Below are 19,779 nucleotides of genomic sequence, written 5' to 3'. Positions count from 1 at the left end.
GTCACGTGCCGCGCGACTACCTCGGCATGGTGGCCAGTCTGCCATGTTGCGTCTACGGAGCCTGGCCCGTCGAAGTCCATCACCGCACGGGTGCCGGGATGGCGATGATGGCGCCTGACACCTCCACAATGCCGCTCTCTCCAGTCCATCATCGGTCAGATGGATACGGTGTCGCCATTCATTCCAGGCAGAAAACGTGGGAGCGCAAGTTTGGCTCGGGACGACCATATCGCCGCGACCAGCGAATTGATCACCGGCAAACAGGCTGTGGATAACGCGAGAAAAGGTGAGGGCGCCGAAACGTGCGAATAGGTGCAGGAACGTGCCGATAAGGGCCGCAACGTATCGAATGGGCGCGAAAGGTGCGGGATGCAAAGAATCTGCAAGGATTGACGCGCCACGCAAATCAGCAGCAACTAAACAAATCCCCCCGAACGGTTCTCTCGATTTTTAAAGGAGAGAACCATGTCGGACCACCAACTGAAGTTCAAAGGCCCTGGCTTTGATTTCGACGCCAAAGGGTGGATCGGGATAGGAGCCGCAATCCTGATTGTCGTGCTCGTGCTGCTTGTACCGAGACTGCTCTATTGAGGATTGGCTGGCCAGCCACTCCATCCGACGAGTGTCGCCAGAAAGTTATAACCCAGCGCCCCCCCCCCCCGCGAAGAGCGCAGGCGATACCCAGGGGGAGGCCTCGACGAAAGCGATGAGCCTGGAAATTCGCGTTCTCGCCATTCAGGCTATTCAGTTGTCTCCGCCACTGTACTTTGCGAGACCGCTGCCGCGATTTCTGGACTAATGATTGACATCATTTTGGCCAATCTGCTTCTCGCCTGCTCGTCGCCGAGTGGACTAGGACAGAGAAGCGTGCAGTCGCTTGCTCCCGGAAGGCGCTGAAGGTAATTCCATGACACCGTGGGTGGTGGAAACAGCACGAAGCCGCCGAGTGGGTGGCACCTGACAACCTCGCTACCAGTCGCCCACCCTATCGTCCGTCGATAGTTTTCCACGGTGTAAGGCTTTGAATCTCGCTTGTTAGGAACTCCATGGTGTTTCGGACTGGCTAGACTGGCATCGCCGACCAAGAGCGCGCGCCCCGAAGGACCGCTGATCCTGATCAGATAGTCGGGCGAACATTTTTCTTCCGACCCGAAATAAGGTCGGTCCTCGTCGAACTCCTGGTTCAATGCGGCCCACTCGAGAACGGGCATCCCACGATCATGGATCTCCGATACTCGGGCGTAATCGACAAGCGACGGTTCGGCCTCGTAATCCAGCTCGAGCACCACATCGTTGCGCTCGAGCTTCCATGAGCACGAATGAAGCATGTCCGCTGGATTAACGATGCACGTTCCAACGAAGCCCCATCGTCTGAACTCCCTTACCAACCAGACCGCTCCCCAGAGCTCCCACAACGTATTCAGATAGATGGGAGGGTAATGGGATCTCGTCGATTCGACTGCCGAGAGCGCCTCGGAGAGGCGGGGCGCGAAAGCGCGCAGCAGTTGGCGAAGGCGGTGGTCCCGTTGGAATACGGGACCTGGATATATCGCTGTCTGCAGTTCGACTTCGTTGCACAAACGGGACAGTTTTCCCTGCAATTCCGAGATCCTGTCCGACAACGCTTCTAGCCGACCGATGGAGAGATTTATGTCCGGCAGGCGGCCGTCAGGATTGTGTCGTTTGGCTTTGTCCCTGAACACCGACAGTTCCCGCGCGACATTGTCGGCCGAGCTTTGCAGCTGACCATATCTCCGAAGGGCCCAATGGGAGACGATCGCGTTCTCAGGCAACGGGACATCACGTTTGGACTTTGGACTCAATTCCGAAAAGGGATCGCGGCGGATCGAATTAGCGAAGCTCCGCTCTTCTTCGACGTGCTTGACGAGTTCGCTGGCTGCGATATGGCCGCCATTGATGGATCGACGGCTCCAGGATCGATCGGTTCGTTCGGTGATCACGTCCCATGTGGCGGTGACTCCCAGCTCGGATTCTATATCCTCGATCATCGCGATCACGTCGCGAAAGCTGATCAGCAGAGTGGGTATAATATAACACCGCAACTCGACACTTTCCGGAATCTTCAAGGATAGGGTCGCCTCGCCGAAGCGACGGTTGCGACCGACCTCTTTCTCGAGGTTCCAGCGGTGCCATCTTCGGCCTTCAGGCGCGAGCTCCGAAAGCCGCTCGAACTTGTTGTGCTTTTCCATTGCTTGCGGATCGTGGCCCCTGACGAGAACGTCCAAATAGGGACAGTCGTCTCGTATGACGTACCAGGTTGACGGTTTCCATTCGTACTCGGCGGGCAGGCCATCCTCGCCCGCGACACGCACTACCTCGATTTCCGAACTTACTAATGCCATGGCGAGACGAAACCAAGGCGCGATTGCTGCCGCGCCAGCTTCAGGCGCCGGCGTGTGCGTTGCAATTCCTCCATTCCGTCGACGGCTTTGTCCAACGCGTCAAGGGCCGGCTGCACCTGGTCGAACGCACCTGATAGTTTGACAAGAACACGACTGGCGAGGACCCGGTCCACCAGGTCGTCGCGGCTCAGAAGGTCTTTTCCTTGAAGATCCAGCCGGTGGTGAAGGCCGAGGAGAGCCTTGATGTCCGAGAGAGCTCGACGGGAGGGGAGAAGATCGTGGCGGAGATCGTTCTCGACTACCGCCACGTGCAAGGCTTTCAATACTGAATCGATCCGCTCGTCTGTGCTTGCACCGTCTATCGACGCGGCTGGAAGGCCCGGCAGAGGCTTTATCGCGCTAAAATCCGGCAGGCCGATTGGTCTCTCGACGTCCCAGGGCACCTGCGCCAGTTCGAGAAGAAAGCACCTATCGATGACTTTCGGCGACGGCGGGCGCGAGGAATCGTCGATGTTCATTGTTCCGAACACGCGGGATGGCGCGATTCTAGTGCCGGGCGAGATCGATCCCTTCCCGCCGTCCAACGCATGAAACATCCGCGAAAGGTAGTATTCCGGGCGCGTCAGATTGAATTCATCGAATAAGATGATGTGCGACCGGTTTTGATTGACGACAAGATGCCGAAGTAAACCATCCTCAGCGAAGAGAACTTCGTCGTTCTCCCAGTGTGCCTGTACGGCAATTTCGTGAAAGGTCTTGCCCGATTCCGCGCCGAGGATCCGTGCGATCATCCGGACTAGCGTTGATTTCCCGCAGCCGGGCGGACCCGCGAGGACCACTATCGGACGCACTGCGAGCGCGAGGAGCGCCACGACGATGTCGTCGAACCGCTGGTGCGGAGCGACATCCTTCAGCGAGTCCCTAAGCCCGACGAGCGCATGTGAAAACTGGGAATCCGAAACCCGCGTATCCCAGTCGAAGGTGGTTTCCGGAATTCGATCCGTCGGCGACACAGAGGCGGCGTCGACCGTTGGTTCGGACTCGACCGGCGGGGCCGAGGGGGGGTGGACTTCATTAGAAACGTCAGACGCGTTCGTCGTTTCGGCGGCGGATACAGCGTTTCCCGGTCTTGCGTCGTTCGAATAGCTTTTGGCTCCCGCCTCGGTGTCCGTGTCGGGCCGATGGTCGATTATTTGCGGTCCATCTGCGACATCGGCGATGATGCGTCCGTCGTCCGGCAATGGTTGATGATCCGATATCAGTTGCTCGTCGTCCAACCCGTCCCTCACCAGACGTTCGAGCTCTTCCGCCGAAACCCAGCCCCGATCGGCGGTCAACGCTACGATCTTCGACATGCCGAGGTCGATGACGACGTCCTGAGCCTCATCTACCGCCAATGTGCCTGGCGGCAGCTCGCCATCATCGAAGGGGTTCAAGACGGGCTCTTCGCGCTTTCGGAGGGTGTTCGCGTCGATCCAAAGCGTGGATTTGGTGTCGTGCACCTGGTCGGATAGAACCGTTGCCCGCTGCTTCGCAGGATCCCATTCGATTCTCATCTTGCCCGGAGACTGCCTAACTTCCAGCGCCTTGAATTTGCGTCCTTTGCGAGCATCCACGCCTGCCGCACCGCCAGGCACAAGCCTCATCTTCGGGTGCGTCCCCGTCGCGAGCAACGGAAGACCATCGATGAACCGCGTCCCACCGTCATCGATAAACGCCTCGTTCTGGTCGAGGACCGTCACTTGTTCTTCAAGGCCCGCCGCCTGTTTTATTCCAAGGAGCAGAGGATAGGGGAGGGTCGATTCCAGCGCGGGCTGGAAGACGTTTCCTCCCCGGCCATCTGGTTCACGCAATCGAGGAGGGGTGTAATTGTGGAGAATATGAGCCAGTCCGCCGGCGGCTGCGGCGATTGCGAACGAAGTTCCGACGTGGAGAACCTTGGGTCGGTCTTCACCCGGAAAAAACGTCGAGAGCATCGCCTCCTGGAAGCCAGGAAGCAGACTGGTTCCGCCCGCGAGAAGGATGCTGTCGATGAGGCGGTAGGCCTCTCCCGAGCCGCTCACCCGGCGCTCGATAAGACGCGCCTCGCTCTTTTTCTTGGCGTCTTCGGTGGACGTCTGGTTGTCGTAAAGCCGCTCGCAGAGTTTCTCGAACAGAGGCAAAAGCGATTCCGCGAGCTTCTTTGAAAGGAATTGAAGCGTCGCTTGGGTGACTACGATGGGGGCGCCTGTCGATGGAATGCCGACGGGCGTATCGACACCAGTACGGCTTGCGTTGACCTTCGCTTTTTCTATTGCCCTGAGAACCCGGTCCCGGTTTTCGCGGTCCCGCTCCATCAAAGACTCAGAGACGCCCAGTTCGTTGGCGAGTTGGGAGTCGACCCACCGCCCGGCATGATCGACGCTGTCGCCACGGAGCGCACGGATGCGTTGGTCACGCTGCGCGCCGGTCGTATCGATGTCGACGATGGTCTGATCCCGGCGACTGAGAACCAAAGTCATGTTCGCCGTCGATGCCCCTACGTCGATCACAAGAATGACGTTGTTCGCACCGGTCTCGAGTTTCAACGTGCGTTTCAAAAGCCGGAAGTACTCTGCCACCATCTCGGGCTCGGGTATGACGGTGACGCCAGGTAATGCCGCCTCGATGGCGTCCTTGTATCTCGAACGCGTCTTGTCGTCGGAGATCGACGGCATCAGCGCGTACTTCCGACGTTGGCGATATTCACCGGGTAGTTTTTCAAAAATCTTGCGTAGATACTCTCGGAAGACTTCTTCCCGGTCCAATTCCCTGAACGGCGTGCGTGGGTTTTTTGTGTCGTAGAACATCTGGCGAACCGCCTTGCTGCCGTGCAGCATCCAGTCCTTGATGTCGTCGATCTGGATGTACCACTCGGCGCCCTTCGGCTCCTCGAGCTCGAGCGTCCAGAGCTTGCGATCATTCACTTTCGGATCGGCGACGATGAAACAAGTCGAGGGACGAAACGGCTGCGCATCCTTTTGCAGGAGAAACTTGAACGCGCGCTCCGACATGAGTGTGTGTACCTTTTCGAAAGTTTCGGGAGCAACGGCGGGCTCGCAGCAGCCCTTCGCGCAAGCATCGTTCCGTCGGCAAGGATGCAACGATGGCGTGTTCCCATCTCGCGCGCAACCACCTTCAAGGCGCCGGCGCTGCTATTTCGTTGAAGAATTGTGAGTAGGGCAAGGAAGGCGAGCCGTTAGAGTGGTTCGGCGAGGCCGATCCGCTTGGTACCAATCGCTGGGGGAGGTCCGAGCTAACGTAGACCTCGGTGACCATCGTTTAAAAGTCCGTTTGGAGAAACTCGCGGGTAACGAAGGCCGGGCCGCTGTCAATCGCAAAATTTTGGGGAGCGCCAGCGTTCGGCCATTCCAATGTCTTATCACCGGACGCGCGCAGGAGCTGACGCCAGTCTCCGGATTTGAAGGCAACAACGTCGATCGTATCGACGTCATTCCAGTTCACACTGAAGACCTTGCGGCCGTGATAGACGTCCAGGATCTGCTCGCCCATCGGTGCGCTCTGCATGATGCGGAGGTCACCAACTTCGAGCTGACGGGTCTTGATCTTTCTGCTCCTGTCCACGAGGACAACGTTAGATCCATGGCGATCGAGCAGAGCGAGCGCGATATCGCGGAGTTCTCGGGCTTCATTCAGACGAGCAAGTGAGACTTTCACGGAAACTCCAGCGAGTTCATTGGCGAACCGGCTGAAGCTGTATATGGCTCGGTTAAGTCACATCAAGGTCTGAACGTGATCGGAGATCGGGCAGGGTTAGCGTTTCGTTCGCGCGTGGATATCATTTCATCCTTTTTGATCTTATGAGACTTCGCTAATGCGGAGCATCAGACTGGTTCGCTGTTGAATGATCGGCCGGTCAGGCTTACGGCCGGAATTTGATGTCTTCCACAACGGCGCGCCGTGGGAAGTCCAGATAGCCCAAGCCAAGTAGGTGAGTATGTCCCGGCTGGAATATCCGTCGTCAGCCGGACGAGGCCCTCAAGGTTCTCGCCAGCAGGCCTACTGCCAAGTTCGCTGAAGTCGAGTGTCGCCATCTTAGCCTCGAATTCTGCACTGTCGGCACCTCGCCCGGACGCCGCTTTGCACCGTCTCGTCGTTCCACTTGGGGGCCGCCATGACGAATGGATGGCCACCCGGCACGGGAGCAATTGCCTCAAATGTTGCACGAATTTAGCGCTCAGTTTCCATAATTTCGAGATAGACCGCTCAGGCGCTCGTCCTAGTCTCGTGACTTGCTTGGCTGACAGCCATCCTGATCCCAGCAATGGGAGGACAACATGAGCTACGAAGACATCAGAATTGAAGGCTCGCTCACGGAAGCGATGGAAGTATGGGCCGCGCGCCGGTACGGTAAGGTCGTCGATATCGAGATGAGCGGGATCAACGAGGGCAACTACGCCGCTGTCGGTTACGCGGCCGTTGAGAACGCCGAGGCGGGAACGGTAGAGGCAGTGGTCCTCATGCTCCAGCACGATCCGGAAGCCGGTCCCGACCGCTATCGTCTGAAAGACATGGCAGAGGAAGAGGGGCCCGTGCTGGATTTCTGTCCGGAACGGATCCTCGACCTGCTTTCGCCCACCGATGACGTTCTCGCGTCACACTGGCGAGAGCGCTGCCGGGATCAGGCGGCCGAGGTTGCGCGCAACTCCGCATTCGCGCTGAACTCGTAAGCGCCAGACCGACCCACCTGATCGACCAACCAGGAAGGCGAAAGCCCGCTGCCTTGGCGAGTTTTATTGTGGGTGCTTATGCGATGGTCACCAGAGACGTTCCAACACGGTCAAAAAGACCTCAAAAATGGACGATCTTCCCGTTCGTCACATTAGTTGCAGACCGTCCGGCGAAAGGCGTGCTTGGTCACGAAACCATAGCCGCATGTATCGCAGGTCCAGAGATAGCTGACGACGTCGTCGGTGAGAAAGGCTGACGCCTCGGCAGCAATCATCGAGTCGGCACAAACAGGGCAGGTCGGAAGATCGCTGCCGCGCGGCGCGGGATGGGACGTTTTGGTCGTACGGACTTCAGCTGATGCTGACATCGTGACCTCCTTCGTCGTCTCATCGGACATGACATAATCCTAATCCGATTTGTTTGACCGTGTCGCAACACAAATGCGTTGCTTTGAAGTTTTTTAAGTCAGCGCATGTTTGTGCCGCAGCGCGGTCACCTTTGTGCGATGCCACGCGCGTCACGAAGAATGCGCCTGTTACGATGAATGACATTTGTAAAATTTGCTGACATTGCCGGTCGTGCAGCAGAGGCGAGTAGCCGCCACGTCGCGCCCTTGTGCGGATGCATCTTCGGCAACACCGTGGAAGCGATTGTGCAGGCGCTCAGCGGGCGCTATCTCTCGACGGCAATGTTGGAAGGAATCTGAACGAGATGGCACAGCCCCCGCGACGCCCGCGCACGCTCCAGGATGCCCGCACCGAGGCGGAGGCGGCGTTCAAGAAGACGACCACCAAACCGGTCGAGGCACCGGTCGCCAAGGCAGCCGTTCCCGGCGTGCGCGAACTGGTGTCGCTGCGGATCGATCAGGATGTCCTGGAATATTTCCAGGAAGGCGGACCGGGCTGGCAGGACCGTATGAACGACGCGCTGCGCAAGGCGGCAGGCAAGTAGGCTGCCGCTCCAGGTAGCGGGCCTAGCGGTTGAGGAAGCCGCCAACCACGCCGCCGATGAACCGGCCGGGACCGGCGGGATCGATGGCCGGCGCGGGCGCGGGCGCAGCCTGGCGCCGGACCACGGGCGCTTCCTCATAGGTCTGCTGTTGCACCTGGCGGCGCACCGGCTTCGGTGCGGGTGCCGGTTCCTCCTTCAGCGCGACGACCTCGGTGAGTAGTGCGGCATGCTGCACCTTATTGAGATAGCCCGACGTCGGGTAACCGCGTGCCGCCTGCCACCGCGTGATCACGCCACGGGTCCCGGCATCGAAGCTGCCGGTCGCCTGGGTGTCGAAGCCAAGGCCGTTGAGGCGGCGCTGCACGTCGCGCCGCTTGACCTTGTCGAGACCGATCTTGTCCTCGGTGAGCTGGTTGGCTTGCTCGGTAAACACGGCCTTGTCCACGCCCGGCGCAGCAGTACGCGGGGCCGTCGCGGCTTCCTGGAGCGCGGCGATGCGGGCAAGGGCGAGCGGCTTGAACTGGCCGTTCGGGTACATCGAGATGTAGGCGTTGAGTTCCTCCGGTCGGTTCGAGTCCTTGATCGAGCGCCAGAACTCGAGCTCGACATCGGAGCCGGCGGTGGCCGCCGCGGGCATGGTGGCGGTGGGGCTGGCCGCGGCAGCGGCGACCTGCGCCTGCACGTCCGGATTGAGATAGACTGCGCCGATCAGATTGGTGTGGCCCCAGGGCAGCTGGCCTTTGTTGGTTTCGTCCTGCACCTGTGCGCGCACTTTCGTCATCGCCTGCTGGATCTCGGCGCCGGGCGTGGTGATGTTGTTGAGCAGCGCGCGGGTAAACGGGCTGTTGCTTCCACTCTTGCCGTCGAGGGCGGTCTGGCCGGGGCTGGTGGCGAATGCGATCAGCGTGCCTTCGCCGGATTTCATCTCCGCAAGGCCGGACGACACCGCGACGCTGCGCGTGGCAGATCCGCTGGAGCGGATCTTGGCGGCAAACGGATTGTCGCGGCAGGCATCGAGGAATACCAGCTTCACCTTGGCATCGCCCATGGTCTGGTCGAGGGTGGTCTCGACATTGATCGCTGCGCCGAGCTTGACGTCCATCTCCGACTTCAGATTGGCATCAATCGGCAAAAGGTAGTTGATGTTGTTCACCGAGATACCGTGGCCGGCATAGAAGAACACCGCGACATCGGCGCCCTGCGCCTTGCGGCCGAAGTCGAGCAGCTTTTCGGTCATGCCGTCGCGCGTCAAGTTCGATCCTTCGATGACGTCGAAGCCGACATTGCGCAGTGCGCTGGCCATGGCCTTCGCGTCGATCGGCGGGTTCGGCAACGGATCGACATTCTTGTAGCTGCCATTGCCAACGACGAAAGCGACGCGCTTGTCGGCAAGCGCTACATCCGCGCTGAACAGGATGGACAGCGCAGACAGGGCAAAAGCGAAATGGCGCACGATACGATCTCCCCCACGAATCCGGTCATTCGACCCTAGACACATTGGGAAAAGTACCAATTGCGGGCGTGCGCCAAAATGTCGAGACACGCACTCGGAGAATAAAATCGAAAAAGGGGAACCCGATGCGTCAGGCAGTCGCACGGATAGGCGGTCGATCGGTACTAAGCAGGTTCAGCGTGTTGCCGGCGAGGATCAGCGCCGCGCCCAGTAGCGTGAACATGTCGAGCCGTTCAGAATATAGTAACCATCCAATGGTGGCACTGAGTGGTACGCGCAGGAAGTCCATCGGCACGACCACCGTCGCATCGGCGTAGAGCATCGCGCGCGCCATGCAGAAGTGGGAAAACGTGCCGCAGAAGGCGACCACGACAAGCCAGCCCCAGACATAGGCCGATGGCCACTGCCAGGAGTATAGCGCGGGGAAAACGCCGGCCACCGACTGCACCACGATCATCCAGAAGATGATCTTCAGCGCGCTGTCCGTGCGCGTCAGTGACTTGATCAATGTGATCGATATGCCGAAGCCAAACGCGGCGGCCAGCGCGATCAGCTGGCCGGGATTGACGACGCCCGTGGTCGGGCGAACGATGACGATCACGCCGATCAGGCCGAGCACGATGGCAACGATCTTCCAGAGCGTCATGCGCTCGCCGAGAAAGAACGCCGCCATGATCGCGATCCAGATCGGCATGGTGAACTCGATGGAGACGAGCTGGCTCAGCGGAATGAGCGTAAGTGCGTAGAACCAGCCGAGCTGCGCGCCGTAATGCACGAGGTTGCGCGACACATGCGCCAGCGGCCGCGTGGTCTTCATGGCGCCAAAGCCGCCGTTGAAATACAGGATCGGCAACAGCATGACGAAGCCGAAGACGGATCGGATCTCCATCACCTGGAAGACATTGAGTTCGCGCAGCGTCTCGCGACCGCCGATGGCGACGAACAGCATCAGAAGCAGCCAGCCGGACATCCACAGCGCGGCGCGGGCCTTCGACGGGGGGCGATCCATAATCCCTGAGAACCAGTTTCTTGCGCTGCAACGATTCACGCAGCGGTGTAGCTTTACGGACAGGCTCTATCGGCGACATCGCCCGGCTTTGCAACGGACGAATCCGGTGGGGCTGCGTTGCGAGAGATCGTGCGGACGCTCTCAGTCAGAGGACATACAGGCAAAACAAAACCCCGGCTGTTTGAAACAACCGGGGTTCTAATTCCAAACGTGCGGAACGATCAGCTGCGGCTGAGCGAAATGCTGGCGCCCCTGAACTGGCCTTCGGAGGTGATCGAGACCTGCTGCTTGTTACCGGTCGTCGTCAGGATCAGCTTCGCGCTGAAGGCTGGCGATGAGACGTCAACATTGAACTTGCCGGCGGTTGCCCGACCCTCAAGCGACCCTGTCACGCCGCGGGTCGTCTCAGCCCAGCTGCCAGACAGCTCGCCGCCTCTGGCCTTCACGTCACTCTTCAGCTCGAACTTGTAGCTGTCGCTGGCGCAGAGCAGGGACTGGTTCAGTCCCGCGCCGTCGCCGCTCACGGCATAGGTGGCCTTGCAGCGAATGCGCTCCTTGGAGCCGTCCTCGAGCGAGATCGTCCCGTTGCCCGACCATACTCCGGCCATACCGGCGAACGGCGCTGACTGGGCATATGCCGACGCCGACGTCAGACCGAGCGTGGCGCAGAGCACCGCCGTCCGAACGAGCGAACGCGGAGAGGTCGAGGTAGGCATCATGGGGAGCATTCCTGGTTGGGGATTACTGACGCGAAGCTTCCCACCGGCCGCTGCAGGGGACGCCGCCCGAGGCGCCGTTCCACTTGCCCGATCCGGTGTTGCCGGACAGTTGGCCGTTGGCGAAAGCAGGTCCGATCGACACGCGCACGGTGCCCTCGCGGCCAACCTTGCCGTTGACGTCGGCGCCGGGCGCAGTGATGCGGCCTTCGGTGACGGTCAACGGATAGCGAGCCGTCGGCTCGCAGCTGCCGGTCTTGGTAACGATGGTCACATTCCAGAGCCCGTCATAGGCATTGTCGGCTGCGAACGAAGGAGCCGAAATCAACGTTGCGCTGGCAATCAGCGAAACGGACAAGGCGGAACGGATGCGGTCAAAACGCATTGAATCAAATCCTCGATGTTGTGATGGCCACCTTATTGGGGGGTAATGTGTCCAAAATTTGCTGCGTTGCCGCATAGACCCAAAACAACTCACGGGATGCAAGCCGCGACGGGCAAAATGGTTCCCTTTATTGACAGATTTGGTTGATTCGGGCGGGTTCCGGCGCCTTTTTAACCAGTTTTGGAGGCTTCTAGGCCAGTTTTGGAGCATTGGTCGCGAATTGCTCGTCCTGGTAGGTTGCGGGCAAACGCTTGTGGACAGTCGCGAAGTCCACGACCTCGCCGAGCAGCTTGAGGCCCAGCGGCGCCAACGCGCGCTCCCAAAGTTCGCGAGCGGTTTCGCCTTTTTTCACGAAGCACCATTCCTGCGCGGCGATGGCGCCACCGTCCATGACATCGGCAAGGTGATAGATGGTGCCGCCGGCGATCGGATCGCCTTCCTTGATGGTCCATTCCACGGCAGCGATGCCACGGTGACGGGGCAACAGTGACGGATGGTAGCCAATGCCGCCAAGGCTGGCTGCGGCGAGCGCATCCTTGCCGATGCGGGCGTGGCTGTGCGCCGTGATGATCAGCTCGGTGCCCTCGGCGATCTCGGAGGCCACGACGAGCTTCGGATTGGCCTGAACGGTCACCGGGATGCCGGCAGCCTTGGCGGCTGCGGCGAGACGGTCCTCGGCATCTGCAACCACCACGGACGCGATCTCGACGTTGTGGGTCTTCAGCATATCGAGGGTCGTGACGCCGAAGTGTTTGGAGCCGACGAGGGTAATCCGCATGTTCGATTGTCCGGTGTTCAGAGGCTGAGGATGGTGTGAAAACCGGAAGTTCCGGCGTGGCTCATTGCGGCGATGGTGGGCGGGGAGGGGATCGAACCCTCGACCAGTCGATTAAAAGTCGAATGCTCTACCACTGAGCTACCCGCCCTAAAGTGCCGTATTGACGAAGCTAAACGGAGGAAACCGACCCTTGCGGGGCGCGGTGAGGCCGGTCAGCCACGGCCGCGATGGCGCCCGCAATGCAGCGTATCGCGTGACCGGCTGTGTAAAAGGCGGGTCCGCCGGGGTCAAGGGCAGGGCTTGATGTTATGGACATGAACCGCGCCCCATTGGCGCGGTTCAGCTTGCTTCGCGCTGGGCCTCGGGACGGGACACATCGATCGGCGGCATCGCCACCGGGCGAAGGCCGATCAGCTCGGCCGTGCGAACCGTCGTGTTGCGCCACCACTGGAAGTCATTGGCGCGCGAATTCTCCAGGATGGCAATCATCACCGCCGACAGGAACGGCAGGCTCTGCAGCACCAGCACGCCGGCGAAGATGTAGATCTCGGTGACCTGCTTGGAGTTGTTGGAGAACACCAGCACGCCGCAGCTGATCAACAGAAGCACACCGATCACCGCTTCCCAGAAGGCCTGGAATTCGATCGACATGGTCGACTTGCCGCCCTTGGAGGTCACGGTGAAGGGCAGGTGATCCTTGATCAGGCCATCGGCGACGGCGCGCGACACGGTCCACTGCACCGACATGGCGGCGATCATCGCGCCCAGCATCTGCCACAGGCCGATCCTCACGCGCAGCCGGTACAAGACGATGAAGTGCGCCAGCGACACCACGAAGGAGGCGATGATCGGCAGCGTCAGGATCTTGTCGGGGATTGCGATATCGGCGAAGGCGATGATCGGCACCCAGATGATGTTGAGGATCGCCACCACGACGCCGAGGCTTTCGGCGCCGAGCCAGTTCAGCCAGCCCATACCGAATTCGCGCTTCTGATCCTGGGTCATGCGGCTCGCGCCGGGCATGAAACGGCGCCAGTGCTTCTTGATGATCTGGAAGCCGCCATAGGCCCAGCGATGACGCTGTTTCTTGAACGCCTCATAGGTGTCCGGCAGCACGCCGTAGCCGTAACGTTCCTTCGTGTAATGCGTCAGCCAGCCATGCTGCATGATGGCGAGGCCGAGATCCGAGTCCTCGCAGATGGTGTCGCCGGCCCAGCCGCCCGCCATGTCCATCGCGGAGCGACGAATGAGGCACATGGTGCCATGGACGATGATCGCATTGGCCTCGTTGCGCTGGACCATGCCGATGTCGAAGAACCCGGCATATTCGCCGTTCATGATGTAGTGCATCAATGAACGGTCGCCGTCGCGGTGGTCCTGCGGCGCCTGCACGAGGCCGACGCGCGGATCGTTGAAGGCTGGGACGAGATCCTTCAGCCAGTTCGGCTCCACCACATAGTCGGCGTCGATGATGCCGATCACCTCGGCATCCGCCGCGGTGCGGTCCATGGCGATGCGCAGCGCGCCGGCCTTGAAGCCTTCGACCTTCTCCGCATTGATGAAGATGAACCGCTCGCCGAGCATGCGGCAATGATCCTGGATCGGCTGCCAATAGGCCGGATCTGGCGTGTTGTTGATGATCACCACGCATTCGAAATTCGGATAGTCGAGCCGGGCGACCGCGTCCAATGTCAGCTTCAGCATGTCGGGCTGTTCCCGATAGGCCGGAATGTGGATCGACACCTTCGGGTATTTCTGCTCGGCGTCGGCAGCGGCACGCAGCTTTTCGCTGCGTTCGGCTGTCAGCAGCCGCAATGGCTTCCTGCCGAAAGCGATGGCTGCAATCTCCTCAATGCGCGCCAGTGCGATGAGGAGCAGCGGGATCAGCAGGATGCAGCCGAGTGTGAGGGCGAAGGCCGATCCCCAGACAAAATAGTGGGTCTGCTGATAAGCGAAGATGGTTGCCGCCCAGGCGCCAACGGCATTGGCTGCGGCCGAGAGCACGAGAGCCTGCATCGCTGTCGCGCCAACGATCTGCAGGATCGGCAGCGACAGCAGGATGCCAACCAGAAGCGCAATACTGGCGTTCTTCCAGTGGTCCGGATCCACGACCGGACCGGTCCATGGGAATTTCGGTTCCCGCGACGCGTTGAGAACGCCCCAATAGGGACCGACGCCGCCTTCGAAGAATTTCCAGGGCTGATCGATGGCTTCGACGATGTTGTAGTCCATGCCGATCGCTTCGGCGCGGGTCACGAAGTTGCGCAGCACGACGGCCTGCTTGAACGGGCCGGGCACGGCCCTGCGCAGATTATAGCCTTCGCTCGGCCAGCCGAATTCCGCGATCACGATGCGTTTGCCGGGAAAGGTCTCGCGCAGCACGCCGTAGAGGTGGACAGCCTGGTCGACGGCCTGGGTGTCGGTGAAGTTTTCCCAATAGGGCAGGATGTGCGCGGCGATAAAGTCCACCGACGAGGCGAGCTGCGGATTGTCGCGCCAGATGTTCCAGATTTCACCGGTCGTGACGGGAACCGTGACCTGGCGCTTTACCCGGCGGATATATTCGACGAGGTCCTCGAGCTTGAGTTCATCGCGATACAGCGTTTCGTTGCCGACGACGATGCCGATGACATTCGGGTTCTTCTTCGCCAGCTCAACGGCGGAGGCAATTTCACGCTCGTTGCGATCCGCGTTCTTGTCGATCCAGGCGCCGACGGTGACCTTGAGGCCGAACTCGTTGGCGATGGCGGGTACCATTTCCACACCGCCGGTCGACGAATACAGACGGATGGCACGGGTGATGGTCGACAGCTTCTTGAGGTCGGCGCGAATCTTCTCGACGGTCGGAATGTTGTCGACGTCGGGATGCGCCGTGCCCTCGAACGGCGCATAGGAGAGGCTGGGAATCATGCCCTTGAAATCGGGAGCTTCCTGCTTCTCGCGCAATACGCCCCATAGGGCGGCATGAACGGCGGTCACGAATAATAAAACGGCGACGACAGCGCGCATCGCAACTGAACCATAACGGGGCGAGCGTGGCCGGGAAGCGGACCCGTCCCCGAGGTCCGACCAGTACAACGGTAACGGAGACTATATCCGCCACACGAATTAACAACTCATACGCTGCCGTGGCCTTTTGAGGGCGGCACCATTATTCAAATGCGATTAGGCGCCGCCAGCTGAATGCCGCCTGAACAGAGCGCGCCACATTACTTCGGCGCTTCAGCAGGCGGTTTGGCGTCCGGCTGCGGAGTGGCCGCCGGCGCTGCTGCGCCGCCACCGGCAGGCGCAGGCGCTGCGGGCTGGCTCAGCGCGGCAGGCTGCGGCTGCGCATTCGGATTGATCCAGCAGCCATGGACGCGGCTGTTGAGGCTGTCTGCAATTTTCGGATCGATCAGCGGTCCGAATTTGACAAGACAGCGGAACGTCGCCTGCACATGACCGCCGGGGCAGCCGAATCGGTCGTAGAGATCGAGGTGACGGAACGCGGTGTCGAGATCGTCGCGCCACATCAGCACCACGACGCGGCGGCCAAGCCAGACGCATTCGGGATTGCCAGCAGGACCATTGATCGCCTGGGTCGCCTCGACAAATTCGTCGGATTTCTTCTGGCTTTCACGGGCAACGTCGGCAGGCGTCACGGGCGCATTTGCCGCAGGCTTCTGATCCTGCGCGCGAACTGGGCCGCTCTGGGCCAACGCGCAGCCAACACCCAGCAGCAGAGCAAGGCCTGGAACGGCGAGACAACGCAGAACCGCAGATTGGAACCCGAACACCAGTCGACGCATAAAGTCCCCGATAAGTTGGCTGCCAGGCAGTTCTGACGCCCTCGCCAGATGCCGTTCAAATGGGCCCCCAATACGGCGGCGACCACGGCTGAATCCCATGACGGACATTTTTGATTTTGTCCAGCAACGCCGGAAGTTTGTCTGATTTTCGTGGCGTGTCGGGCCGACAAGTCCGTGATTGCCGGCATGACGCACTTGGCAGATTGGCGATGACCGGCTAATCGACGGACGACTTTGGAGGACGGAACCAATTTCCACCCGCACGCCGCTGGCGCTTCTCATCCTTTCCCTTGGTACGATCGCAGCGGTTTGGTGGTGGCTCGCCACGCCGGTCACGCTGGTGCGCGCGCCGATCGATCCTGCCGCCAAACTGGAATGCGTCTCCTATGCGCCGTTCCGCGGCGAGCAGACGCCGCTGAACTCGACCGCCATCATTCCGGCGAGCCAGATTGCCGCCGACATGGCGCAACTGGCCGGGATCACCAAATGCGTGCGGACCTATTCGATCGACAACGGTCTCGACCAGGTGCCGGAACTGGCCGGCAAGGTCGGACTGAAGGTCATTCAGGGCGTCTGGCTCGGGAGCAACCGGCTCAAGAACCTGGCGCAGATCGCCGGCGTCGTCGATCTCACCAAGCGCTTTCCGAACGTGATCAGTTCCGTGGTCGTCGGCAACGAGGTTTTGTTGCGCGGCGAAATGACGGCGGCCGATCTCGTCGGCAACATCCGCTCGGTGAAGGCGCAGGTCGGCAAGATCCCCGTGACCTATGCCGATGTCTGGGAGTTCTGGCTGAAGAATCGCGAGATCTATGACGCGGTCGATTTCGTCACGATCCACATCCTGCCCTATTGGGAGGACTTCCCAATTCGCGCGAAGAGCGCCGCCGCCCATGTGGACTCGATCCGCAAACGTCTCGCCGTGGCGTTTCCATCCAAGGAAATCCTGATCGGTGAAACGGGTTGGCCGAGCGCCGGGCGGATGCGCGACGGCGCGTTGCCGTCGCGCACCAACCAGGCGCGGGTCGTGTCCGAAATCCTCGATCTGGCCAAGCGTGAGGGATTCCGTGTCAATCTGATCGAAGCGTATGACCAGCCGTGGAAGCGCGACCTTGAAGGTACAGTCGGCGGCTATTGGGGCCTGATCTACGATGAGCCGCGCGAATTGAAGTATCCACCGGGCGTTCCGATTACCAATTATCCGTCGTGGAAGCTGCAGATGGGGCTCGGCATGGGCCTGAGCTTCCTGGTTTTCGTGACGGGCATGTTGACGCTTCGTCGACGGCCATGGTCGCCGCGTCTGTCGGCCTGGCTGACCGTTGCCGTATCGGCCACGGTAGCCGGCATCCTGCTGGGCGTTGCCGCAGACAAGCTGATCTATGAAAGCTATGGCGTCGGCCGCTGGATCCAGTGGAGCGCGCTGCTGGCTGCCGGTGTCGCGTCGCCGCTGCTGTGCGCCTATGCGACGATGTCCGGCCGCTCGCTACCGACCTTCCTGCAACTGGTCGGACCGAGCCGGTTCCTGGCCCGTTCGTGGTCGACCGTCCTGCTCGGGCTGACCCTGGCTGTGGCGGCGCTGATCGGCGCTGAGACCGCGCTCGGTTTCGTGTTCGATCCGCGTTACCGCGACTTTCCGTTCGCGGCGCTGACCATGGCGGTCGTGCCGTTTGCGGGACTGATGGCCGTCAACCGTCCGCAGGAAGGCGTGCGGCCGATCGCCGAGTCGGCGTTCGCCGGAGTGCTCGTGCTGTCGGCCCTGTATATCGGCTTCAACGAAGGGCCGGATAACTGGCAGTCGCTGTGGACCTGCGCGATCTATCTGCTGTTCGGCATCACGCTGTGGCGGGCGCGGGCCGTGCAAAGCCCAGAATGAGCAGGCCGATCGCGATGCCCGACAGGGCAACGTTATAGAGCACGATCCCGAAACCGGCTGCGATCAGTGCGACAGTGATGAGCACGATCGATGGCCGCAGCAGATTCAGCGTCGCAATGACGATCGCGGCGATGCCGAACACCGAATTCTTGAACAGATAGGTCATCACCAGCCGGCTCTTGCACAGGGTGCTCTGCAGGCCGGCGTCGCAGGCGAGCGCCGTCGTCGACAATTCGATGGCGAGATAGCGCAGATAGATGGCGTAGCCGACCGACAGGAAGCCGACGATGAGAAGCCATTGCACCTGACGGGCGGTGAGCTTGAACGGATCTTTTTTCATGCGGAAACCATGGTTCAAAACGCGGTGCGGAACAACCCGGCATGCGGTCGCGGTGAGAGATCGGACCTAGATAGCACTTTAGCCGAGGGCGCCAAGAGATTGAAAATCTGATCTTTTGGTCCTTAGCGCAGCCCCAGGAACGAGGTCAGCGACGATTGCGGCTTGGGCGGCGCAACTTCTTCAACGGGCTTGGGCGGCGGCGCTTGTTCGGTGCGTTCCTGTGGCTTGGGCGCGGCGCGCCTGCGTGGCGCCGGCCTGGCTGGTGCAGGCGCAGCTTCCGCAGGCGCCGTCTCGGCCTTCATAGCAAGGCGCTGACCATCAAAGATCGACGTCTCGCAGGGCCGGCTGCTTTCGGTCAGCGCGGCGCAGATCTTCGCGGCGGCTGCAGCATCGCTGAGTGGACCGGCGACGAGGCGCAGCTGCATGCCGAGTCCGGTCGGGCGTTCCTTCACCATCATGATTGGGCGCAGTCCGTTCAGCGCGCGTGACTTGGACATGCCGCGCCAGATCGCGCGCAGGCCGTCCACCGAATTGGCGCCGCCGATATCGACGCCGAACTCCGTGCGCGCGACCGGCGTCGCCACGGCTTCGACGGCTACGGGGGCGGGCTCGGGCGCGGCCGGTTGGACCGATGCCGTTGTCTCCGGAGCGGCCGGAGGAGCTTCGATGGTCGGCGCCGGTTCGCTCAATTTGGCGGCCGCAGCGTCGGGCGGCGCCGTCATCGATTTCCATGCAACGAGCGGCGCGGAGGCTGGTGGATTGATTGTCGATGAAGCCGCTGTTTGCGCCGGTTTGGCGGGTGTCGTTTCGGCAGGCGGCGCGATGGCAGCCACGGGACCGATGACCGGCGTCGACGGAATGCTCGGCAGCTCAGCCACCGGCTTTGGCTCGGTGGCTGCCGGCGGGGCAACGACGGATGCGGTGGCAGATGGCTGCGGTGCTGGCGTGGTTGTGGCGGCTGTCGGCGTTGGAATGGTCTGGCGCTTGATCGATCCGGTGACTGAATCCAGTCCCTGTTCGACGGAGGTGACGCGGGCATAGAGCCGGTCACGGTCGCTGTTCAGCGTCTCGATAGCCAGCGTCAGGCGCCGGGCCTCGGCCTGGGTCTCCTTGGCGACGAGCTGGATCTGCTGCGACTGCCGCGCAAAGGTATCGGATGTGGCGACCTGATCGCGACGCAACTGGACCTGCGACTGGCTGGCCAGAATGGCAACCACCACCGCGCCCACGGCGGCAAAGCCCCAGGAGCCCAGCCGCCACATCATGCGGCGGTCGACCTTGTCTTCCTCAGCCAGAAATCCGGTCAGCCAGCCGCTATGCTCGGCTGAGAGAGTATCGGCCCACTTGTCGTGCTTATCCGCCATTCGACGTCTGCGTCGCCCCATCGCCCCTGCGAATCACAGTTCAACATTATCA

The 19,779-nt window shown here is 61.0% G+C and carries 18 protein-coding genes and 1 tRNA gene; 5 read left to right on the top strand and 14 right to left on the bottom strand.

The genetic code is table 11. The features are described from left to right. Positions 1-5: 5 nt before the first annotated feature. The gene (locus tag AB8A23_RS21180) at positions 6-275 is read left to right on the top strand and encodes a DUF968 domain-containing protein (protein WP_439058317.1); all 270 of its coding nucleotides are present in this window, start codon (positions 6-8) and stop codon (positions 273-275) included. Between the two features lie 190 nt (positions 276-465). Beyond that, positions 466-591, top strand: coding sequence for a hypothetical protein (locus tag AB8A23_RS21175; protein ID WP_439058318.1), 126 nt, complete (start codon positions 466-468; stop codon positions 589-591). A 149-nt stretch (positions 592-740) separates the two neighbouring features. On the opposite strand, the gene AB8A23_RS21170 is transcribed toward AB8A23_RS21175, so the two are convergent. From AB8A23_RS21170 to AB8A23_RS21160, 3 genes are all read right to left on the bottom strand, one after another. Further along, a complete protein-coding gene (locus tag AB8A23_RS21170; RefSeq protein WP_439058319.1) occupies positions 741-2,333 on the bottom strand; it encodes a hypothetical protein in 1,593 nt (530 codons plus the stop codon). A gap of 20 nt (positions 2,334-2,353) precedes the next feature. After that, positions 2,354-5,395 carry an AAA family ATPase gene (locus AB8A23_RS21165; RefSeq protein ID WP_439058320.1) on the bottom strand — a complete coding sequence of 1,014 codons (3,042 nt, stop codon included), beginning with the start codon at positions 5,393-5,395 and terminating at the stop codon, positions 2,354-2,356. 268 nt (positions 5,396-5,663) lie between these two features. After that, complete coding sequence (locus AB8A23_RS21160; protein ID WP_439058321.1) at positions 5,664-6,059, bottom strand: hypothetical protein; 396 nt, start codon at positions 6,057-6,059, stop codon at positions 5,664-5,666. A 620-nt stretch (positions 6,060-6,679) separates the two neighbouring features. On the opposite strand from AB8A23_RS21160, the gene AB8A23_RS21155 reads away from it, so the two are divergent. Beyond that, complete coding sequence (locus AB8A23_RS21155) at positions 6,680-7,072, top strand: hypothetical protein (RefSeq protein ID WP_439058322.1); 393 nt, start codon at positions 6,680-6,682, stop codon at positions 7,070-7,072. 152 nt (positions 7,073-7,224) lie between these two features. Here AB8A23_RS21155 and AB8A23_RS21150 read toward each other — a convergent pair whose 3' ends face one another. Further along, entirely contained in the window at positions 7,225-7,440 is a 216-nt protein-coding gene (locus AB8A23_RS21150; RefSeq protein ID WP_068730943.1) for a hypothetical protein, read from the bottom strand. A gap of 344 nt (positions 7,441-7,784) precedes the next feature. On the opposite strand from AB8A23_RS21150, the gene AB8A23_RS21145 reads away from it, so the two are divergent. Beyond that, on the top strand, positions 7,785-8,024 hold the full coding sequence (locus AB8A23_RS21145) for a BrnA antitoxin family protein (protein ID WP_149534053.1): 240 nt from the start codon (positions 7,785-7,787) through the stop codon (positions 8,022-8,024). Positions 8,025-8,046: 22 nt separating this feature from the next. On the opposite strand, the gene AB8A23_RS21140 is transcribed toward AB8A23_RS21145, so the two are convergent. The 8 genes from AB8A23_RS21140 to AB8A23_RS21105 all read right to left on the bottom strand — a co-directional run bounded on the left by AB8A23_RS21140 (position 8,047) and on the right by AB8A23_RS21105 (position 16,153). Further along, positions 8,047-9,477, bottom strand: a complete 1,431-nt coding sequence (locus AB8A23_RS21140) for a caspase family protein (protein WP_439058323.1) — start codon at positions 9,475-9,477, stop codon at positions 8,047-8,049. A 130-nt stretch (positions 9,478-9,607) separates the two neighbouring features. Then, positions 9,608-10,486, bottom strand: coding sequence for a DMT family transporter (locus AB8A23_RS21135; protein ID WP_439058324.1), 879 nt, complete (start codon positions 10,484-10,486; stop codon positions 9,608-9,610). Positions 10,487-10,707: 221 nt separating this feature from the next. Continuing rightward, positions 10,708-11,205 carry a hypothetical protein gene (locus AB8A23_RS21130; protein ID WP_439058325.1) on the bottom strand — a complete coding sequence of 166 codons (498 nt, stop codon included), beginning with the start codon at positions 11,203-11,205 and terminating at the stop codon, positions 10,708-10,710. A 22-nt stretch (positions 11,206-11,227) separates the two neighbouring features. After that, positions 11,228-11,587 (bottom strand): hypothetical protein, encoded by a 360-nt coding sequence (locus tag AB8A23_RS21125; RefSeq protein WP_439058326.1) that lies wholly within the window; start codon positions 11,585-11,587, stop codon positions 11,228-11,230. 190 nt (positions 11,588-11,777) lie between these two features. Further along, a complete protein-coding gene (locus AB8A23_RS21120; protein WP_089264406.1) occupies positions 11,778-12,365 on the bottom strand; it encodes a formyltransferase family protein in 588 nt (195 codons plus the stop codon). Between the two features lie 73 nt (positions 12,366-12,438). Continuing rightward, positions 12,439-12,513: transfer RNA gene (locus tag AB8A23_RS21115), tRNA-Lys, on the bottom strand. 191 nt (positions 12,514-12,704) lie between these two features. After that, a complete protein-coding gene (locus tag AB8A23_RS21110) occupies positions 12,705-15,374 on the bottom strand; it encodes a glycosyltransferase (RefSeq protein WP_439058327.1) in 2,670 nt (889 codons plus the stop codon). Positions 15,375-15,574: 200 nt separating this feature from the next. Further along, positions 15,575-16,153 (bottom strand): beta-1-3, beta-1-6-glucan biosynthesis protein, encoded by a 579-nt coding sequence (locus tag AB8A23_RS21105; RefSeq protein WP_184516392.1) that lies wholly within the window; start codon positions 16,151-16,153, stop codon positions 15,575-15,577. 202 nt (positions 16,154-16,355) lie between these two features. Between AB8A23_RS21105 and AB8A23_RS21100 the strand changes: the two genes are divergently transcribed. Then, positions 16,356-18,023 carry a beta-(1-6) glucans synthase gene (locus AB8A23_RS21100; protein ID WP_439060482.1) on the top strand — a complete coding sequence of 556 codons (1,668 nt, stop codon included), beginning with the start codon at positions 16,356-16,358 and terminating at the stop codon, positions 18,021-18,023. On the opposite strand, the gene AB8A23_RS21095 is transcribed toward AB8A23_RS21100, so the two are convergent. Together AB8A23_RS21095 and AB8A23_RS21090 are read right to left on the bottom strand one after the other, a co-directional pair. Continuing rightward, a complete protein-coding gene (locus tag AB8A23_RS21095; protein ID WP_068730752.1) occupies positions 17,983-18,363 on the bottom strand; it encodes a hypothetical protein in 381 nt (126 codons plus the stop codon). The genes AB8A23_RS21100 and AB8A23_RS21095 overlap by 41 nt on opposite strands. A 122-nt stretch (positions 18,364-18,485) precedes the next feature. Further along, a complete protein-coding gene (locus tag AB8A23_RS21090; protein ID WP_439058328.1) occupies positions 18,486-19,727 on the bottom strand; it encodes a hypothetical protein in 1,242 nt (413 codons plus the stop codon). Positions 19,728-19,779 lie beyond the last annotated feature (52 nt).

The sequence above is a fragment of the Tardiphaga sp. 619_E2_N8_4 genome (assembly GCF_051810905.1).
GTDB lineage: Bacteria > Pseudomonadota > Alphaproteobacteria > Rhizobiales > Xanthobacteraceae > Tardiphaga > Tardiphaga robiniae.
The sequence above is the reverse complement of the archived record's forward strand: the minus strand, read 5'-3'. Positions and strand labels throughout refer to the sequence as shown.